We start from the raw sequence: 17,613 nt of genomic DNA, 5'->3' as shown, positions 1-17,613 counted from the left end.
ATAGTTGTTGGAAGAAAAAGTACAGTATTTTTTCTTCCAGCTCTAACTTTTCCTATCAAGAAATGGAGGGAATCCCTTTTGATCGATGTAAATAAATTCGAAAGTATGCAAATAGGTTTGGCTTCTCCAGAAAAGATCAGAAGCTGGTCTTACGGTGAAGTAAAGAAACCCGAAACGATTAACTATCGTACGTTAAAACCAGAACGTGAAGGTTTGTTCTGTGAACGCATTTTCGGCCCAACAAAAGACTGGGAATGTGCCTGCGGTAAATATAAACGTATCCGTTATAAAGGAATCGTTTGTGACCGTTGTGGTGTAGAAGTCACTCGTTCTAAAGTTCGTCGTGAACGTATGGGACACATCGAGTTGGCAGCACCCGTTTCACATATCTGGTATTTCAAAGGTATTCCATCTCGTATGGGTCTTGTCTTGGACATGAGTCCTCGTGCCTTAGAAGAAATCATTTACTTTGCATCTTATGTAGTAATTGATGCCGGAGATACTTCTCTAGAGAAAAAACAATTATTAACAGAGCGCGAATACCGTGACAAACGTGATCAATATGGTCAAGGTTTCACGGCAGCAATGGGTGCAGAAGCTGTTAAACAATTATTGGATAACGTTGATTTAGATGGTGAAGTAGCTGGGTTAAAAGAAGATTTAAAATCAGCTCAAGGTCAAAAAAGAACACGTGCAATCCGTCGTTTGGATATTTTAGAAGCATTCCGTGCTTCTGGAAACTTACCAAGCTGGATGGTTATGGATGTTATTCCAGTTATCCCGCCAGATTTACGCCCAATGGTTCAATTAGAGGGTGGACGTTTTGCGACAAGTGATTTGAATGACTTATACCGTCGTGTAATCAACCGTAACAATCGTCTAAAACGTTTATTAGACTTAAATGCACCAAGTATCATCGTACAAAATGAAAAACGTATGCTGCAAGAAGCTGTGGATGCGTTGATCGATAATGGTCGTCGTGGCCGTCCGGTAACTGGACCAGGTAACCGTCCGTTGAAATCTCTTTCTCATATGTTGAAAGGGAAACAAGGTCGTTTCCGTCAAAACTTACTGGGTAAACGTGTGGATTACTCTGGTCGTTCAGTTATCGTCGTAGGACCTAACTTGAAGATGTACCAATGTGGTTTGCCAAAAGAAATGGCGATTGAACTATTTAAACCATTTGTTATGCGTGAACTAGTTCAACGTGAAATCGCAACAAACATCAAAAACGCAAAACGTAAAATCGAACGCGGAGAAGATGAAGTTTGGGATATTTTAGAAGAAGTTATTCAAGAACATCCAGTATTGCTTAACCGAGCACCTACACTGCACAGACTTGGTATCCAAGCCTTTGAACCAGTATTAGTTGAAGGTCGTGCAATTCGTCTTCACCCACTAGTTTGTGAAGCCTACAATGCCGATTTTGATGGAGACCAAATGGCCGTTCACGTACCATTGAACGAAGAAGCGCAAGCAGAAGCGCGTATGCTGATGTTAGCGGCTCAAAACATTTTGAATCCAAAAGATGGTAAACCAGTTGTAACACCTTCTCAAGATATGGTCTTAGGTAACTACTACCTAACAATGGAAGAAGACGAGCGTGAAGGGGAAGGTATGATCTTCCGCGACATGAACGAAGCTGTGTTAGCATGGCGCAATGGATATGTCCATTTACACTCACGTATTGGGGTTCAAACAACATTACTTGGCGACAAACCGTTTACGGATTGGCAAAAAGAACGTATTTTGATCACAACTGTAGGTAAGATTATCTTTAATGAAATCATGCCTGTAGAATTCCCTTACTTGAATGAACCAACTGACTACAACTTAACCGTGCAAACGCCTGATAAGTACTTTGTAGAGGCTGGTACAGACATTCCTGCTCACATTAAAGAACAAGAATTAGTTTTACCATTCAAGAAGAAAAACTTAGGAAATATCATCGCTGAAGTATTCAAGAGATTCCATATCACTGAAACTTCTAAGATGCTTGATAGAATGAAAGATTTAGGTTATAAACATTCTACTCATGCTGGTATGACTGTTGGTATCGCTGATATCATGGTATTGCATGAGAAACAAGAAATCATTGATGATGCCCATAAACAAGTAGAAAATATTACAAAACAATTCCGTCGTGGTCTGATTACAGATGACGAACGTTATGAACGTGTTATTGCTGTTTGGAATGCTGCTAAAGATGACATTCAACAAAAACTGATCGAAAGTATGGATGCTAAAAATCCAATCTTCATGATGTCAGATTCCGGTGCCCGTGGTAACATCTCCAACTTTACTCAGCTTGCTGGTATGCGTGGACTTATGGCCGCACCGAATGGCCGTATCATGGAATTACCGATCATTTCTAACTTCCGTGAAGGACTTTCTGTCTTGGAGATGTTTATCTCTACCCATGGAGCTCGTAAAGGGATGACCGATACAGCCTTGAAGACAGCCGATTCAGGTTACTTGACTCGTCGTTTAGTTGACGTTGCCCAAGATGTAATCATCCGTGAAGACGATTGTGGAACTGACCGTGGTTTAGTGATCCAATCGATTCGTGAAGGCAATGAAATCATTGAACCTTTAGAAGAACGTCTACTTGGTCGTTATACACGTAAATCAGTAATCCATCCTGAAACTGGTAAAGTAATCATTGGTGAAGATCAATTGATTTCTGAAGATCTTGCTAGAGAAATCGTGGATGCTGGTATTGAAACAGTGACGATTCGTTCCGTATTTACATGTAACACCAAACATGGTGTATGTAAGCACTGTTATGGTCGTAACTTAGCAACTGGTTCTGGTGTTGAAGTTGGTGAAGCAGTTGGTACAATTGCCGCTCAATCAATCGGAGAGCCTGGTACTCAGTTGACAATGCGTACGTTCCATACAGGTGGGGTTGCCGGAGATGATATTACTCAAGGTCTACCTCGTGTCCAAGAAATCTTTGAAGCACGTAATCCGAAAGGACAAGCAGTCATCACAGAAGTTACCGGTGAAGTAATCGATATTTCTGAAGATCCTGCAACACGTCAAAAAGAAGTAACGATCAAAGGGAAAACTGATACACGTACGTATACAGTACCTTATACTGCTCGTATGAAAGTTGCTGAAGGTGATACAATCCGTCGTGGTGAGCCATTGACAGAAGGTTCAATTGATCCTAAGCAATTGTTGCAAGTTCGCGATGTTTTATCTGTTGAAAACTACCTATTACGTGAAGTACAACGTGTTTACCGTATGCAAGGGGTGGAAATCGGGGATAAACATATCGAGGTAATGGTTCGTCAAATGCTTCGCAAAGTTCGTGTTATGGATCCAGGTGACACTGAAATCTTGCCAGGTACATTACTAGATATCGCTGAATTTAAAGATCGTAACTATGACACATTAGTAGCTGGCGGCGTTCCTGCAACAAGCCGTCCAGTCTTACTAGGAATCACAAAAGCATCATTAGAAACAAACAGTTTCTTATCTGCTGCGTCATTCCAAGAAACGACTCGTGTGTTAACAGATGCTGCAATCCGCGGCAAAAAAGACCCATTACTTGGTTTGAAAGAAAATGTTATCATCGGTAAGATTATTCCAGCTGGTACTGGTATGGCTCGTTACCGTAACATGGAACCAAAAGAAGTTGGCGTAGCTAGCGAAAATGTCTACAGTATCTCTGATATTGAAGCACAAATGGCTGCTGAAGATGCTTTGAATGAGTTGAATAAATAGTTAAATAGAAAAAGGCTTGAAATCAATTGATTTCAAGCCTTTTTTAATTAGTGAAGCTCTGATGCAGCATCTTGATCTAAAACGATCGTTACATTAGGGTGTGTTTGTAATAAAGAAGCAGGAACTTCATTTGTGATTGGACCGAAGAATGCACGTTTGATGATAGAAGCTTTTCTCTTGCCTGTAGCAAAAAGCACAATTTCTTTGGCTTGCATCACACTTTTTGGTCCCATCGTCACATAAAAGTCTGGGCATTCATTTTCATCTCCACCGACTTCACTTAGTAAGATGTCTTTCATATTTTCGGTAGCATCTGCTCCCACGTAAGAGGTTAAATCTTCAAATTTAGTTGTTCCTGGCAGATTCCCACAATAATGTCCATCTGCTCCGATACCTAATAAAATCAAGTCTAATCCGCCATCTTGTTCAATTCTTTTGTCTTGAGTTTTGTAGTTATTTTCGTCTAAAGGATGGATTTGGCTTTCAGGAATTTCAGCTGGTTTAAAGAAGAGATTATTGAGATTTGTCATGGTTACACCATACCCTTTTTTCTGTTTGAACGGGATCTCATCGAAGTTGTAATAGTGCACATTATCAAGATAGGTCTTGTTTCTTGTGTCAGTAACTAAATATTCATACATTTTAACAGGTGTTGAACCAGCAGTTATCGCTAAGTTCACTCGTTTTTGTTGGTACATTTTACCTAGTAGAATGTTTGCTGCGACTCGGCTCATTTTTTCATAGTTTTCTTCAATGATGATTTTCATTTTTTGAACAGCTCCTTCTTTTTGTTTAACTTATCATATGGGAACCATCCCAGGTCAATACCTTTTTTTACAGGCAAATCAATATCATTATTTTTTTATTCAGCTTATGATAAAGGAAAAGAAGAGGTGAAGTGAGAATGGAACATCAATATGAAAAGGCAATTTTTGCTGGCGGCTGTTTTTGGTGTATGGTCAAACCTTTTGATACTCAGCCAGGGATCATTTCGGTTGTGGCTGGCTATACGGGAGGGCACGTTGAAAATCCAACATATGAACAAGTTACGACTGGTTTGACGGGACATACAGAAGCTGTTGAAATTACCTATGACCCTACCATTATCCCGTATGAAAAACTAGTGGAAACTTACTGGCAACAAACAGATCCAACTGATGCTCTAGGTCAATTTGCTGATCGGGGCGATTCCTATCGTCCAGTCATTTTTTATGCCAATGAGACTCAAAAAGAAATCGCAGAAAAATCGAAAGCTGCATTACAAGCAAGTGGGCGTTTTACGCAACCAATCGTGACCAAAATAGAGCCAGCTCAAACCTTTTATCCTGCAGAAGACTATCATCAAGAGTATTATAAAAAACATAGCATACACTATAACTTATATAAAGAAGGCTCTGGACGTGCTGGATTTATTCGGAAAAATTGGAAAGATAAATAACATATAAAACGAGACAGAAGCTGATGTTACTTTTGTCTTGTTATTTATTTACATAAAAACACAAAAATTAATCCGATACTTAAAAATGGTACAAATGGAAGTTGCCGCATTTTTTTCTTTAAAATATATCGGGAAACTAAAAGAAAAAGCAAGCCACTACTGCTAGCAATGAACAATAAAAAGATAAGAGATTCACTCCCTAAAAGCGCTCCCCATACGGTTAGTAGCAAAATATCTCCACCTCCAATGGAATCAGGCAAGATATAGTTTAAAGCATGTAAGCTAAAGAAAATAATAATGCTTGTGAAAAGATAAATAGGCAAAGCTAAATAAATGTGCACTATGCATAGTAAAATAGAGAATGGATAGAAAATTTTAGGCTCAACGATTAAATAGAAAATGTCTGTTAAAGATAACGTAACTGCTGTAAATAAAAAGCAAAGAGAATACAGCGAGTAAACAGACTTAAAAGCTACAAAAGAACAAAGCAACCCACAAACCATCTCACTGTAAAAATAAACTGATGATAATTTATACTTACAATAACGGCAACGGAAACGTAGAAAAATAATAGAAATAATCGGAATCAATTCAAGAACTGATAACTTAGTCTGGCAATAAGAACAATGAGAAGCAGGATATAAGATAGATTTTCCGATAGGAATTCGTTCGGCTATTAGACAAAGAAACGAACCAATAACACTACCAAAAATAAAATAAATGATCGACATAAAAATCTCCTTTCATAAATAAATACGCAATTAAACACTTTTTTTAACTAGACAATTCTTTTTTTATTAGGAATAATAAAAGTGAGAAATGAGGCGAGAATATGGAAAAAATAGCAATTGGTGTGGATATTGGCACAACGCAGACAAAGGCTGTCGCTTTTAGTGAGGATGGAAAGGTTCAGACATCGGCATACGTTCGTTATTCACTCATTCAGGAAACAGAAGGTATGGCAGAACAAGATGTGGAGCAGATTTTTCAAGCAGTGGTTACGTGTATTAAGCAAGTAGTAAGTGCAGTACAGCCGCATGAAATTTCGCTTATATCTTTTTCTACGGCGATGCATGGATTGATTGTAATGGATAAAAATAATCAACCACTGACTCGGGTTATCACTTGGGCGGATAATCGTGCAGAAAAATATGCAGAAGAGCTAAAGGATACAATCTTAGGAAAAACGATGTATCAAAATACAGGATTACCGATGCATCCTATGACCCCTTTTCATAAAATTCGTTGGCTGAAAGAAGAATTTCTGGAAATTTATGAGCAAGCAGAGAAATTCATTGGCATGAAAGAGTATGTTTTTTATCGATTATTCGGCCAATATATCACAGATATCAGCACAGCTTCTGGGACTGGATTTTTAAATATTCATGATCTTATTTGGGATCAGCAGGCTTTATCAGAGATGGGAATCACAACTGAGCAGTTGCCATTGTTGGTTAGACCGACTCACCAATTAACAGATTTAGGTGCTGAATGGCTAGAGCACTTGGGCTTGTCAGCAAAAACAATTTTTGTGTTGGGAGGGGCAGATGGACCATTATCTAATCTAGGATTAGGTGCAATGGCAAAAGGAACGGCTACATTGACTGTTGGAACAAGTGGAGCATTACGTTATATTGTTGATCGGCCTTGTACTCATTCACAAGCGGAGACCTTTTGTTGTGTTCTAGATGAAAACCATTGGGTTATTGGGGGCGCGACAAGTAATGGAGCCGGAATTTTCGATTGGGCTTGCGAAAATTTATTGAAAGAAGTTCAAAATGAAGCACGTATAGCTGGGAAAAATCCTTATAATGAGGTAATGGAGCTAGTAAAAGGGATGCCAGCTGGAGCTAAGGGACTGATGTTTCATCCGTATTTGCTTGGAGAGCGTGCGCCATTGTGGAATGCGGAAGCTACGGGTAGTTTCGTGGGCTTAAAAAGAAATCATGATGATAAATTAATGATGCGTGCTGTGATTGAAGGAATTTGTTTGAATTTGAAGCGTATTCTAACAGAATTAGAAGAGTTAGGCGGAGCTGTGAAAGAAATTCGAGCGACAGGTGGTTTTGCGGATTCAGAGGTTTTTAAAAAAGTGATGGCGGATGTTTTTGGGTATAAACTTTCATTAACTGAAAATATTGAAGCTTCAGCATTGGGGGCTGTCTTATTAGGCTGGCAAAGTTTAGGTATAATTTCAGATTTAAAAACAGCTTGTGAACAAGTTAAAATTTATGAAATAGTAGAACCTAATGGTGAGAACTATGAAGTTTATCAACAGATTTATCCACTATTTATAACAACCCAGCAGCAATTATCGACCAGTTATCACCAATTAGCGAAATTAAGAGCAGATTTAGAATAACTTTTTTGACAAATAAGGCTGAACTTGCTTTACTAGTAGTAAGAGAACGGAGGAAAGGAAATGAAGAAGTTATGGATCATCTCTTTGCTTTTAGCGGGAATTTTTCTGACGAGTTGCGGATCTAAAGGGATTTCTGCAGAGGATGCTGGGACATTGTTCGTTGATCGTTTAGTTTATCAAAAAGAAGAGAGTAAGTTTGCTAAAGAATTTCGTGATGGTGAACAAGTTGGTAAAGAACTGGATGAAAATAGTAAAATGTTCGAAGAAAATTTCGCCAAAGGATTATCCTCTACCGGAGCAAAGGTTCCAGAGAAACAGTCAGATCAGTTAACAAACGAACTTTTACAGCAAGCAAGAGAAAAAACAACCTATAAAATTGTTCAAATAGATGAAACAAAAACTGGTGCCACAATCACTTATTATGTGACTGGATTGGATCTGGTGAGTGCGATGCAAGAGATGACAAGGCAGTTAGTAAAAGAGACATTAGCTGATCCTGAAATAGCCAAGGATGAGCAAAAAACATTGGATGCAACTTTTTCTATTTTAGAAGAGCGGGTCAAATCAATTAAAATTAAAACGGATCCAGTTGAACTGAAACTAAAATTAGAAAAAGAAAAAGGAAAGTGGTTTGTACCAGATAATCAAAAAAAAGCTGTATCTAATTTATTTATGGCGTTCATTTCTGGTTCAAAAGATATAGATACGATGAATAAAGAATTGCAAGAAGCATTAAACGAAGTTGCAAAAGAGATTATCGATTCATTGGACACGATACCAATACCTAATAATAGCTAACAATCCAGTTTGTAATAATTATTAAATGAGAAATGTTTTAAAAATGGAAATTTTAGTGTACTTTTTTGTTGTTTCGTACTACAATAAAGTGTAGATAAAAATTTAGGAGGATGATGTATAATGAAATTTGAACAAACTAAAGAAGTATTAAACCAACTAGTTGCGGACCTAAGCCAGTTTTCAGTGGTAATCCACCAAACTCACTGGTATATGCGTGGACCAGAATTCTTGACATTACACCCTAAAATGGACGAATATATGGACCAAATCAATGATCAATTAGACGTTATTTCTGAACGTTTAATTACCTTAGATGGTGCACCTTACTCAACATTACAAGAATTTGCTGACCATACTGGTATTGAAGATGAAATTGGCACATACGAACGTACAATTCCTGAACGTATGGAAAAATTAGTCGAAGGCTACCGCTATTTAGCAGACCTGTATCAAAAAGGAATTGAAGTATCCGGTGAAGAAGGCGATGATTCTACACAAGATATCTTTATTGCAAACAAAACAGATATTGAGAAAAATATCTGGATGTTGCAAGCAAAACTAGGTAAAGCACCTGGTATTGATGCAGATTCACGTACAAAAACTCGTTAATCAACGGAATTGAAAAGCTTATGAAAGATAGTTTACTATCTTTCATAAGCTTTTTTAGTTTTCTTCGCTATCAAGTTTCAGCTTGCTGCGATCAATTGCTGCTTTCACTTGATTGAATCCAGTTCCGCCATATGAGTGTCGACGTTCGATTGCTGTTTTTGATGCTAGGGTTTGGTAGATATCTGATTCAATCAGTGGTGTTATAGCTTGGTATTCTTTTAATGGAATATCTTGTAAATAAATCCCTTGTTTCGTACATTGTAATACTAATTTTCCGACAACTTCATGCGCTTGTCTGAAGGGCATTCCTTTATTTGCCAAGTAGTCGGCTAGCTCCGTTGCGTTTGAAAAATCTTTTTCTGTCGATTTTTCCATGATTTCTTGATTTAGTTTCATTGTTTCAACCATGCCTGCCATGATCTCTAAACTAGTTAAAATCGTATGAGACGTATCAAACATGCCCTCTTTGTCTTCTTGCAGGTCTTTGTTATAAGCTAACGGCAAACCTTTTAAAACTGTTAAGAGGCTAAATAAATTGCCATATACGCGACCAGACTTCCCACGAATCAATTCTGCCATATCTGGGTTCTTTTTCTGAGGCATGATCGAGCTGCCTGTAGAAAAAGTATCCGTCAATTCAATAAATTGAAATTCGTGGCTACACCATAAGATGATTTCCTCGCAAAAACGAGAAAGATGCATCATTAAAATAGAACTATTGCTAAGGAATTCTAGGATGAAATCTCGATCACTCACACCGTCTAGACTATTTTCATAGATTGAAGAAAAACCTAGCAATTCAGCTGAATAGGCACGATCTATCGGGAAAGTAGTGCCGGCAAGAGCAGCACAACCCAAGGGCGAAATGTCGATTCGTTTCAAACTTTCTGAAAAACGTTCTTGATCTCGTGACAGCATGCCGTAATAAGCCATCATATGGTGAGCAAAGGAAATAGGTTGCGCGTGTTGTAAGTGAGTGTAGCCGGGCATAATGGTCTCAATATTTTCTTCAGCTTTTTGAACTAAAACTTGGCGAAATAAGTGGATCTTCCCGATGACTTCTTGAACGATTTCTTTTAAGTAGAGATGCATGTCTGTAGCGACTTGATCATTTCTGCTACGGCCTGTATGCAATTTTCCAGCAACTGGACCAATTTCATCATGAAGATGTTTTTCAATGTTTAGGTGGATATCCTCGTTTTCTATACTGAATTCAAGCTCACCAGCGGTTAACTTTTCCTGGATGGTATTGAGCCCAATAGTGATCTGCTCAGCTTCTTTTTTTGTTAAAATTCCAGTTTTAGCTAACATTTTTACATGTGCTAAACTCCCAGTAATATCTTGTTTGGCTAATTTTTGGTCAAAAGGAATCGAAGCACCAAAGGCATCTATCCATGCTTCGCTTTTTCCTTCAAAACGTCCGCCCCATAATTTTTCCATTACGTACACCTCATTTATGTATTATTATTCACTATGATAAGAAAGAGGTCATCTACTTCCCGATGTAGATAACCTGTTTACTCATTAATTGTTTATGGAAGATAGCGTAGCTGACAGGGATTAATTTTTTAGTAAAAATTCTTGCTCTCCGTCGTAACGAGCTTAGCTATCAGATGAACACCTATCGATTCCTTTCAATCCGCGGCTCGAAAGGAAGTTCTCCTAGGATAGGTCGATTTGAATGGCTGAATTGGATAATCTTATTTACAACAAAAGTGAAAGTTATCTCGCTTTAAAATTTAACCTAGATAAAAATAAAATCATTCCTAATTATTTTTTATTTATTGCAGCTTGAACTTCTGCATTGACTTTGGTAGGGAGTCCCCAGAGTTTGATAAAACCAACGGCAGCATCTTGATCAAAAGTATCGGCAGATGTGTAAGTCGCTAAGTTTTCGTTATATAGACTATTCTCTGATTTACGTCCCTCAACAATGGCATGACCTTTAAAAAGTTTTACCCGAACCACACCGTTTACATATTTTTGCGTAGATTTTAAGAAAGCAATCAATGCGTCAGTTAACGGATTGAACCATAAGCCATCATAAATAATTTTTGATAATTGATTTTCGATGATTGGTTTGAAGTGTGCTACTTCTCGAACGAAAGTTAAATCCTCTAGTTCTTTATGAGCGGTCATCAACGTGATTGCTGCTGGACATTCATAAACTTCCCTTGACTTGATCCCCACTAAACGGTTTTCTACATGATCGATTCGACCAATACCGTGTTTACCAGCTAAATCATTCAAATCCAAAATTAAATCAGATAGCAGCATTTCTTTGCCGTCGATAGCTGTAGGTACACCTTCGACGAAAGTCAACTCAATAATATCTGCTTCATCAGGCGCGTTTTCTAAGCTAGCTGTTAATTCATAAGCACCTTCTGGCGGAGTTGCCCAAGGATCTTCTAAAATTCCGCACTCATTGGCACGTCCCCAAAGATTTTGGTCGACAGAATAAGGGTTATCTAAATCGGCAGGGACTGGTACGCCTTTTTCTTTTGCATAATTGATTTCTTCCTCACGTGACCATTTCCATTCACGAACGGGAGCAATGACATCGAGTTCGGGTGCAAGGGCATTGATCGCTACTTCAAAACGCACTTGATCATTCCCTTTTCCTGTACATCCGTGGGCAATTGTCGTTGCTCCTGTTTCGTGGGCTAGTTCAACTAATTTTTTAGCAATCAGCGGACGTGATAAAGCGGACACTAATGGATAAGATTGTTCATAGAACGTGTGACCCTGTAAAGCAATTAAGGCAAATTCTTGAGCAAATTCCTCTTTAGCATCAATGGTATATGAAGCAGAGGCCCCAACTTCTAATGCTTTATTCTTGATGAAATCTAAATCTTTCTTTTCACCGACATCTAAACAACAAGCGATCACATCATATCCTTCGTCAACTAACCATTTAACAGCAACGGAGGTATCTAATCCTCCAGAGTAGGCTAAAACAACTTTTTCTTTCATCAGTAACACTCCTTATTTTCTAAATTGTCTTTTTGATTGTTCTCATCATATCACCTGAAAATGCAAAAATCAACATTTTTTATAAATAAATATACATAAAAATAAATATTTTAGGAATAATATGCATTTTATCTTTTAGAAGTAACGTAATATACATTACGCATATTTTCGATTTTTCCATTTTGAATTAGAATGTATTTTTTTGAATCGTAAAAAAGGAAGAAGAAAAATAGAGGAAAACATCAGAAATCCATTGACTTTACTAGCGATAGAAGGTATCATGTTAAATGGTATTGTTTGCCCCACAATGAGCCCCGGAAACTCAAGTGAATGTCAAACATCGAATAGAAAATTGGAGGAAAGAATCGTGCGTACAACATATATGGCCAAATCTGGCGAAGTAGAACGTAAATGGTATGTAGTAGATGCAACAGATATCCCAATGGGACGTCTATCAACTGTAGTTGCTTCTATCTTACGTGGAAAAAATAAACCAACATTCACACCACATGTGGATACTGGAGATTTCGTAATTGTAATTAATGCTGACAAAATTAAATTAACTGGTAACAAAGCTTCTGACAAAATTTACTACCGTCACAGCCAATACCCAGGTGGGTTGAAATCTGTTACTGCTGGTGAATTACGCGATAAAAATTCTCGTCGTTTAATCGAAACTTCTGTAAAAGGTATGCTTCCTAAAAACACTTTAGGCCGTAAACAATTTACTAAGTTGAATGTATACGGTGGAGCTGAGCATCCACACGCTGCACAACAACCAGAAGTATTAGATATCACTAACCTAATTTAAGGAGGGAAATTCATTGGCACAAGTACAATATATCGGCACTGGCCGTCGTAAAAATGCAGTTGCCCGCGTACGTTTAGTACCTGGTACTGGTAAAATTACTGTAAATAAAAAAGACGTTGAAGAATATATTCCACACGCTGACTTGCGTGAAGTTATCAACCAACCATTTGGTGTAACTGAAACTAAAGGCGCTTATGATGTAATGGTAAACGTTAATGGTGGAGGCTACTCTGGTCAATCAGGTGCGATCCGTCACGGAATCGCTCGTGCATTATTAGAAGTAGATCCTGATTTCCGTGCTGCTTTAAAACGCGCTGGACTTCTTACTCGTGATGCCCGTATGGTAGAACGTAAAAAACCAGGTCTTAAGAAAGCTCGTAAAGCTTCACAATTCTCAAAACGTTAATCTTTGTTATATCAAGGATTTCAAGACACTTTCCATTTTTTGGAAGGTGTCTTTTTTTGATTTGGTAACGAGTTGTTCGTCTCTCGTTACCAATTAATATTGGTTCGTCTTTCTATATTCTTCTAAACGTTTGATTGTTTCAATTTTTGGTTTGTTCATTTGCATGTTCATAAACGTCTCGAATCATGTTAGAAGTTTCTGCATGACCGACAAGAGATTTAATAATTAAATCGTCGAGTCCTTGATTTAGTAAATCTGAAATAAAAGTATGTCTTAAACCATGAGGGATGATATGAGGAAGCCCATCTTTTTTCTCCTGCTGATTTAACTTATTATTGAGTCAATCTGTATGAAGTGGCTGTTTTATATCGCCTTTTTGATTCACATAGGTAAATAGAAATTGTTGGGATGTTTGTTTAATACCTAGGCACTTCAATTCGATTGATTGTTTTTGTTTCAACTCTTTTAACAAATTCACAATGGTATCATTGATTGGAACATCTCGGAACCGGTAGCCGTTTTTCATACCCTCTACACGCTCATATCTGCCAGTTTCTTTGTTTTTAACAAACTTATGGGATAAAGAGGTTCGTTGTTTCTGAAAGTCAATGTCAGCCCAAACAAGAGGATAAATTTTATCTTTTGTTGCTCCTAGATAATAAGTTAGAGCAAGAAGGACATAGTTTTGAAATCCATGTTCTTTTTTCATTAATTGCAAAGATTCTTGAACGGTTTCTATAGAGTAATATTTTTTTCGCCTTTTCTGTTCCTTAATTTTTAGTGAAAAAAGGAGAGCATAATATTTTTACTGCTAATTTTGAGGAGATTGGATTAACAATAGATAATTCAACAATTATATACTATGGAATTAATGAAGAGAAGCTAGAGGAAGTTGTTAAAATTTATAGATACAGCGAAGTAAATGATCTTTATAAGGTTGGATCAGTACCAAAGAATTGTTTGGAAATGTTCAGTGAAGAAGTTCAGAAGGAAATACAAAATTTAAAGAAATAGAATCGTTCTAGCGGTAAAACCCAATAAAAGAAGTCAACAACACAAAACGCTGTTAACTTCTTTTGTTGGGAATATAGTTTTGTCAGTGCCTCGAGGAACTAACAAAATAGCAATATCTTAGCTAGTTCTCGGAACATTTTAGCATAACATGCCCACCGTTTGCAGAAATAAATGAGCTAGTCGTTGTAAAAATACAATTCTCGCTCCTCGGAATCTAACAAAATAGCAAAGGATTTTTTCAATTTTGACTTTAGGTCTGTTTTTTTAAAATAAATGATTTTCTTGCTAAACGTACTATCAACCTGTATAGATAGTTGTGTCTAATTCAACAGATAAGCTATATGAAATTGAAGAGCTAAAGCTAAATAAATTGTCTAAATGGCTTTCTAAAACAGAGCATCTATTTTTCTGTGTCAGGTAGTTTACATTCATAAGAGTTGTTAAATGTTTGTAAATCAAATTACTTAAAAAACTATTTTTTAGCCGTTAAATCAAAACGAGAATACATTAACTTGCTGAGGAAAATAAATAAAGTACCTATAATTGTGATGAAGGCTAATTTGGAAAATAACTGGAAGCTGTTGGTATAGCCATAAATGCCAAGTAGAAATGAGCCAACGATGGGACCCATAGTATTGCCGAATTTAGTTAATTCAGCCAGACCAAAATAGAAACCTTTATTTTCTTCAGGAGCCAATTGATCTACTAGAAAATCAAAACGTGCACCAAGTAATAGTTCGCCGAAACTATAAAAGACAACCATAACAACTATCATTGCTAGATGGTAGGAATAAATCATGATCAATAAACTAAAAGCTAATAAAAGATTGCTAAAAATTAATACAGTGAAAGAAGCGATTTTTTTTGTCATTTTTAAAACAAAGTATTGTAATAATACGATAAGAGCAGCGTTAGTAGAAATAATTAAAGAATATGTTTTAACTCCATTGCTGAAAATTGGACTATTTGCAAAAAATTGAGCAATTGTAGAGTTGAACTGTGCATAAGCAAAATAAGAAAAAGTAATTCCAAGCATTAATAATAGGTAAGGTGTCAGTTGTTTTATGTTAACTTTTTTGTGTGCAGAAGTGTTTATTGTACGCTGTTCATTTTTTTGTTCGCCATTAAAAATGATTCGGTTCGTTAGCCCAAAGAGGATATAAATTCCTCCTAAAAATAGATATGAAATTAAACTTTTTTTAACATTAAAAATAAGACTTAGTAACGGACCTATTACCCCGCCTAAATTAATTGCCGCGTAACGAAGATTATAAACAAGCAGCCTTTTAGATTCATTTGTATAAAATGACAATGTTTTTTTTGCGGTAGGTTCAAAAAGGCTATAGCATAGTCCGTTAATTGCGTTCAGGAATAGGAACATGTAAAATGAATGTGCATAGTTAAAAGAAATAAATATGATTCCCCAAAATATGGGGGTCCAAGTTAAAATATGCTTGACGGCTAATTTATCAGAGATATAACCGCATATAAAGCTAAAACACACATTAATCAGCGGGTTTATTCCAATAATATAGCCAGTTTGTAATGGAGAAAAGTGTAGTTCATTTGTTAAGTAGATTGCTAAAAAGGGTGTACTCATAAACATTGCCATTCTTGTAAATAAAGTTCCTAATAATATAGTAGTGGTCTCTTTATTAAGTTTTGTATTTGTCATATAGAACCTCTTTTCTTTTTATTAAGTTTATTTTAGCAAGGAATTATAGAACTCAATTGTAATGTGCCGTATAAGGAACAAAAGGTGGGTGAGAAATGATAAAAGAAAATTTTGGTAAAACAATTGGTTTCATTAGAAAAAGTAAAAATATTACTCAACAGGAGCTATCAAAAGGGATTCTAAGCAGGTCTAATTTATCAAGATTTGAAAATGGTAATTACGAACCTAGCTTTTTTAAAGTAAACGCACTACTAGAAAGACTTCAAGTAAGTTTGGAAGAAGTTAATTATATTCATAATGGTTATAGACTTGTTGAAGAAATGGCATTGCATAAAAGGTTAGTAGCAGCAGAAATTAATCAAGATTTACAGATTATTAGGCAAATTGATTCAATTGTAAAAGTTCATTTAAAAGCCGGTCAAAAAGAATTCGAAACAATCTATTTTTTGACACAAATGTTATTGGCTAAAAATAATTTTCAAACAGAATTAACATTAGCAAGCTTAGCTGATATTATAAGACCTCGCCTGTTTAATGCAGACAACTGGTTTTTAGATGAATTCAGATTACTAAATAATTTTATTTTTCTGTTTACAATAGACGAAGCATTATTTTTTACTGAGCGGGCAATACAAGAATTTACTAAATATGAAAATATTCAAATCGAAAATAATTTAAAAGTACACATTTTAATGAACATGGGTACATTGCTTTTACAAAATAAAGAGTTGAAAAAATCAGCGAATTATTTTTTAAGAGCAAAACGGATTGCAAAAAAAGAAAACAAAATGAATCAGTTAATGATAATAGATTGTCACTTATTTTGTATTGAGATAGCAGAAAACAAGGATGATAAATTAACTAGAGAACGACTCGATATGAGATTAAATTTATTCTTAGAAATGGGCTATAGTGATCAAAAAAAATATTTTCTGTCTCTGTTAACAGAAATTTTCGAACAGTGAATTAGTAGCGTTGAAGATTGAAAATATTTTAACTATCTCAGTGTAGTTTAATGCTTCTTTGTCTTGTTTAAGTTTTTTATTCGAACACATCAATAGATAAGTTGTTTTTTCTACATATAGAGATTGATGATTTTTTCTAAGTAGTTCAAAAAGTTTTTCACCTACTAGAATAGATTCTTGATAATTTGATAGTTGGTGAAGCAAAAATTGATAAATATATAGACTATCAATTGATTTCAACATTTCTGATTCTGAATAATTACTGATAATTTTTTTGTAAAGTGATTGAACTTTAACGAAATTTTTTTCTAAAGCATTGATATTTTTTAATATTAGATTACAAAGACATATATGTGACAAGGTATTTAAATGAGTAAAGATGGGAGCAAAATTTGCGAATTCTAACGAATAAGAAAAAAAATATTCAGCTTCTTTAAATTTTTTTTCATGAAAATAGTAGATAATTCCCTCAGTAAAATAAAGTTCTTGATAAAATGAATCTGATTGTGAGTAAGTCAATTTTTTTTTTAGCTTGATAATTTTACATTTAGCTGACTCATATTTTTCAAAATAGATATCTTTGTTAATTTCATTGAAAAAATTAATTTCTTTATTTATATCTTGCATTATTTCTTCAAAGTTAATAGAAAGTTTTTTTGAAATCTCAGACAACATAAGAGCGTTAGGGGTTTTACTATTATTTTCTATATTACAAATAGTACTTTGAGAACAAATTCCATAAGCTAAATCTGCTTGAGATAAACTTTTCTCAAGCCTTTTTCGTTTTATTATTATTCCTAAATTCATATCTATACCTCCAATATCTCTGT

Annotated in this window: 16 protein-coding genes; 8 read left to right on the top strand and 8 right to left on the bottom strand. The window is 35.8% G+C overall.

Annotated elements, in window-relative coordinates; all coding sequences use genetic code 11:
- Nucleotides 1-78 precede the first annotated feature (78 nt).
- Nucleotides 79-3,732 (top strand): DNA-directed RNA polymerase subunit beta', encoded by a 3,654-nt coding sequence (rpoC, locus tag AC4BB2_RS13135; protein ID WP_490473351.1) that lies wholly within the window; start codon nt 79-81, stop codon nt 3,730-3,732.
- Between the two features lie 47 nt (nt 3,733-3,779).
- On the opposite strand, the gene AC4BB2_RS13130 is transcribed toward rpoC, so the two are convergent.
- A complete protein-coding gene (locus AC4BB2_RS13130; RefSeq protein WP_490473350.1) occupies nt 3,780-4,499 on the bottom strand; it encodes a glucosamine-6-phosphate deaminase in 720 nt (239 codons plus the stop codon).
- 137 nt (nt 4,500-4,636) lie between these two features.
- On the opposite strand from AC4BB2_RS13130, the gene msrA reads away from it, so the two are divergent.
- Entirely contained in the window at nt 4,637-5,170 is a 534-nt protein-coding gene (msrA, locus tag AC4BB2_RS13125; RefSeq protein WP_490473349.1) for a peptide-methionine (S)-S-oxide reductase MsrA, read from the top strand.
- Nucleotides 5,171-5,214: 44 nt separating this feature from the next.
- Here the strand turns inward: msrA and AC4BB2_RS13120 are convergent, their stop codons facing one another.
- Nucleotides 5,215-5,901: a prepilin peptidase gene (locus AC4BB2_RS13120; RefSeq protein ID WP_490473348.1), complete on the bottom strand. Its 687-nt coding sequence runs from the start codon at nt 5,899-5,901 to the stop codon at nt 5,215-5,217.
- A gap of 101 nt (nt 5,902-6,002) precedes the next feature.
- Between AC4BB2_RS13120 and AC4BB2_RS13115 the strand changes: the two genes are divergently transcribed.
- The 3 genes from AC4BB2_RS13115 to AC4BB2_RS13105 all read left to right on the top strand — a co-directional run bounded on the left by AC4BB2_RS13115 (nt 6,003) and on the right by AC4BB2_RS13105 (nt 8,939).
- Entirely contained in the window at nt 6,003-7,532 is a 1,530-nt protein-coding gene (locus tag AC4BB2_RS13115; RefSeq protein WP_490473347.1) for a gluconokinase, read from the top strand.
- A 60-nt stretch (nt 7,533-7,592) separates the two neighbouring features.
- Nucleotides 7,593-8,330, top strand: coding sequence for a DUF5105 domain-containing protein (locus tag AC4BB2_RS13110; protein WP_490473346.1), 738 nt, complete (start codon nt 7,593-7,595; stop codon nt 8,328-8,330).
- 120 nt (nt 8,331-8,450) lie between these two features.
- Nucleotides 8,451-8,939 (top strand): Dps family protein, encoded by a 489-nt coding sequence (locus tag AC4BB2_RS13105; protein ID WP_490460472.1) that lies wholly within the window; start codon nt 8,451-8,453, stop codon nt 8,937-8,939.
- 54 nt (nt 8,940-8,993) lie between these two features.
- On the opposite strand, the gene argH is transcribed toward AC4BB2_RS13105, so the two are convergent.
- Nucleotides 8,994-10,379, bottom strand: a complete 1,386-nt coding sequence (gene argH, locus AC4BB2_RS13100; protein ID WP_490473345.1) for an argininosuccinate lyase — start codon at nt 10,377-10,379, stop codon at nt 8,994-8,996.
- Between the two features lie 330 nt (nt 10,380-10,709).
- Nucleotides 10,710-11,912, bottom strand: a complete 1,203-nt coding sequence (locus tag AC4BB2_RS13095; protein ID WP_490473344.1) for an argininosuccinate synthase — start codon at nt 11,910-11,912, stop codon at nt 10,710-10,712.
- A 364-nt stretch (nt 11,913-12,276) separates the two neighbouring features.
- Between AC4BB2_RS13095 and rplM the strand changes: the two genes are divergently transcribed.
- A complete protein-coding gene (gene rplM / locus AC4BB2_RS13090; RefSeq protein WP_303393681.1) occupies nt 12,277-12,723 on the top strand; it encodes a 50S ribosomal protein L13 in 447 nt (148 codons plus the stop codon).
- A 13-nt stretch (nt 12,724-12,736) separates the two neighbouring features.
- Nucleotides 12,737-13,129: a 30S ribosomal protein S9 gene (gene rpsI, locus AC4BB2_RS13085; protein WP_010762225.1), complete on the top strand. Its 393-nt coding sequence runs from the start codon at nt 12,737-12,739 to the stop codon at nt 13,127-13,129.
- 139 nt (nt 13,130-13,268) lie between these two features.
- Here the strand turns inward: rpsI and AC4BB2_RS13080 are convergent, their stop codons facing one another.
- From AC4BB2_RS13080 to AC4BB2_RS13070, 3 genes are all read right to left on the bottom strand, one after another.
- Nucleotides 13,269-13,418 (bottom strand): tyrosine-type recombinase/integrase, encoded by a 150-nt coding sequence (locus tag AC4BB2_RS13080; RefSeq protein ID WP_490474703.1) that lies wholly within the window; start codon nt 13,416-13,418, stop codon nt 13,269-13,271.
- A gap of 51 nt (nt 13,419-13,469) precedes the next feature.
- The gene (locus AC4BB2_RS13075) at nt 13,470-13,838 is read right to left on the bottom strand and encodes a site-specific integrase (protein WP_490473343.1); all 369 of its coding nucleotides are present in this window, start codon (nt 13,836-13,838) and stop codon (nt 13,470-13,472) included.
- Nucleotides 13,839-14,615: 777 nt separating this feature from the next.
- Complete coding sequence (locus AC4BB2_RS13070; RefSeq protein WP_490473342.1) at nt 14,616-15,818, bottom strand: MFS transporter; 1,203 nt, start codon at nt 15,816-15,818, stop codon at nt 14,616-14,618.
- A gap of 95 nt (nt 15,819-15,913) precedes the next feature.
- Between AC4BB2_RS13070 and AC4BB2_RS13065 the strand changes: the two genes are divergently transcribed.
- The gene (locus AC4BB2_RS13065; protein ID WP_490473341.1) at nt 15,914-16,783 is read left to right on the top strand and encodes a helix-turn-helix domain-containing protein; all 870 of its coding nucleotides are present in this window, start codon (nt 15,914-15,916) and stop codon (nt 16,781-16,783) included.
- Here the strand turns inward: AC4BB2_RS13065 and AC4BB2_RS13060 are convergent.
- Complete coding sequence (locus AC4BB2_RS13060; protein ID WP_490473340.1) at nt 16,760-17,590, bottom strand: helix-turn-helix domain-containing protein; 831 nt, start codon at nt 17,588-17,590, stop codon at nt 16,760-16,762. The genes AC4BB2_RS13065 and AC4BB2_RS13060 overlap by 24 nt on opposite strands.
- Between the last annotated feature and the right edge of the window lie 23 nt (nt 17,591-17,613).

This window comes from Enterococcus sp. AAFC-DPL-5146 (assembly GCF_058216635.1).
The sequence above is the reverse complement of the archived record's forward strand: the minus strand, read 5'-3'. Positions and strand labels throughout refer to the sequence as shown.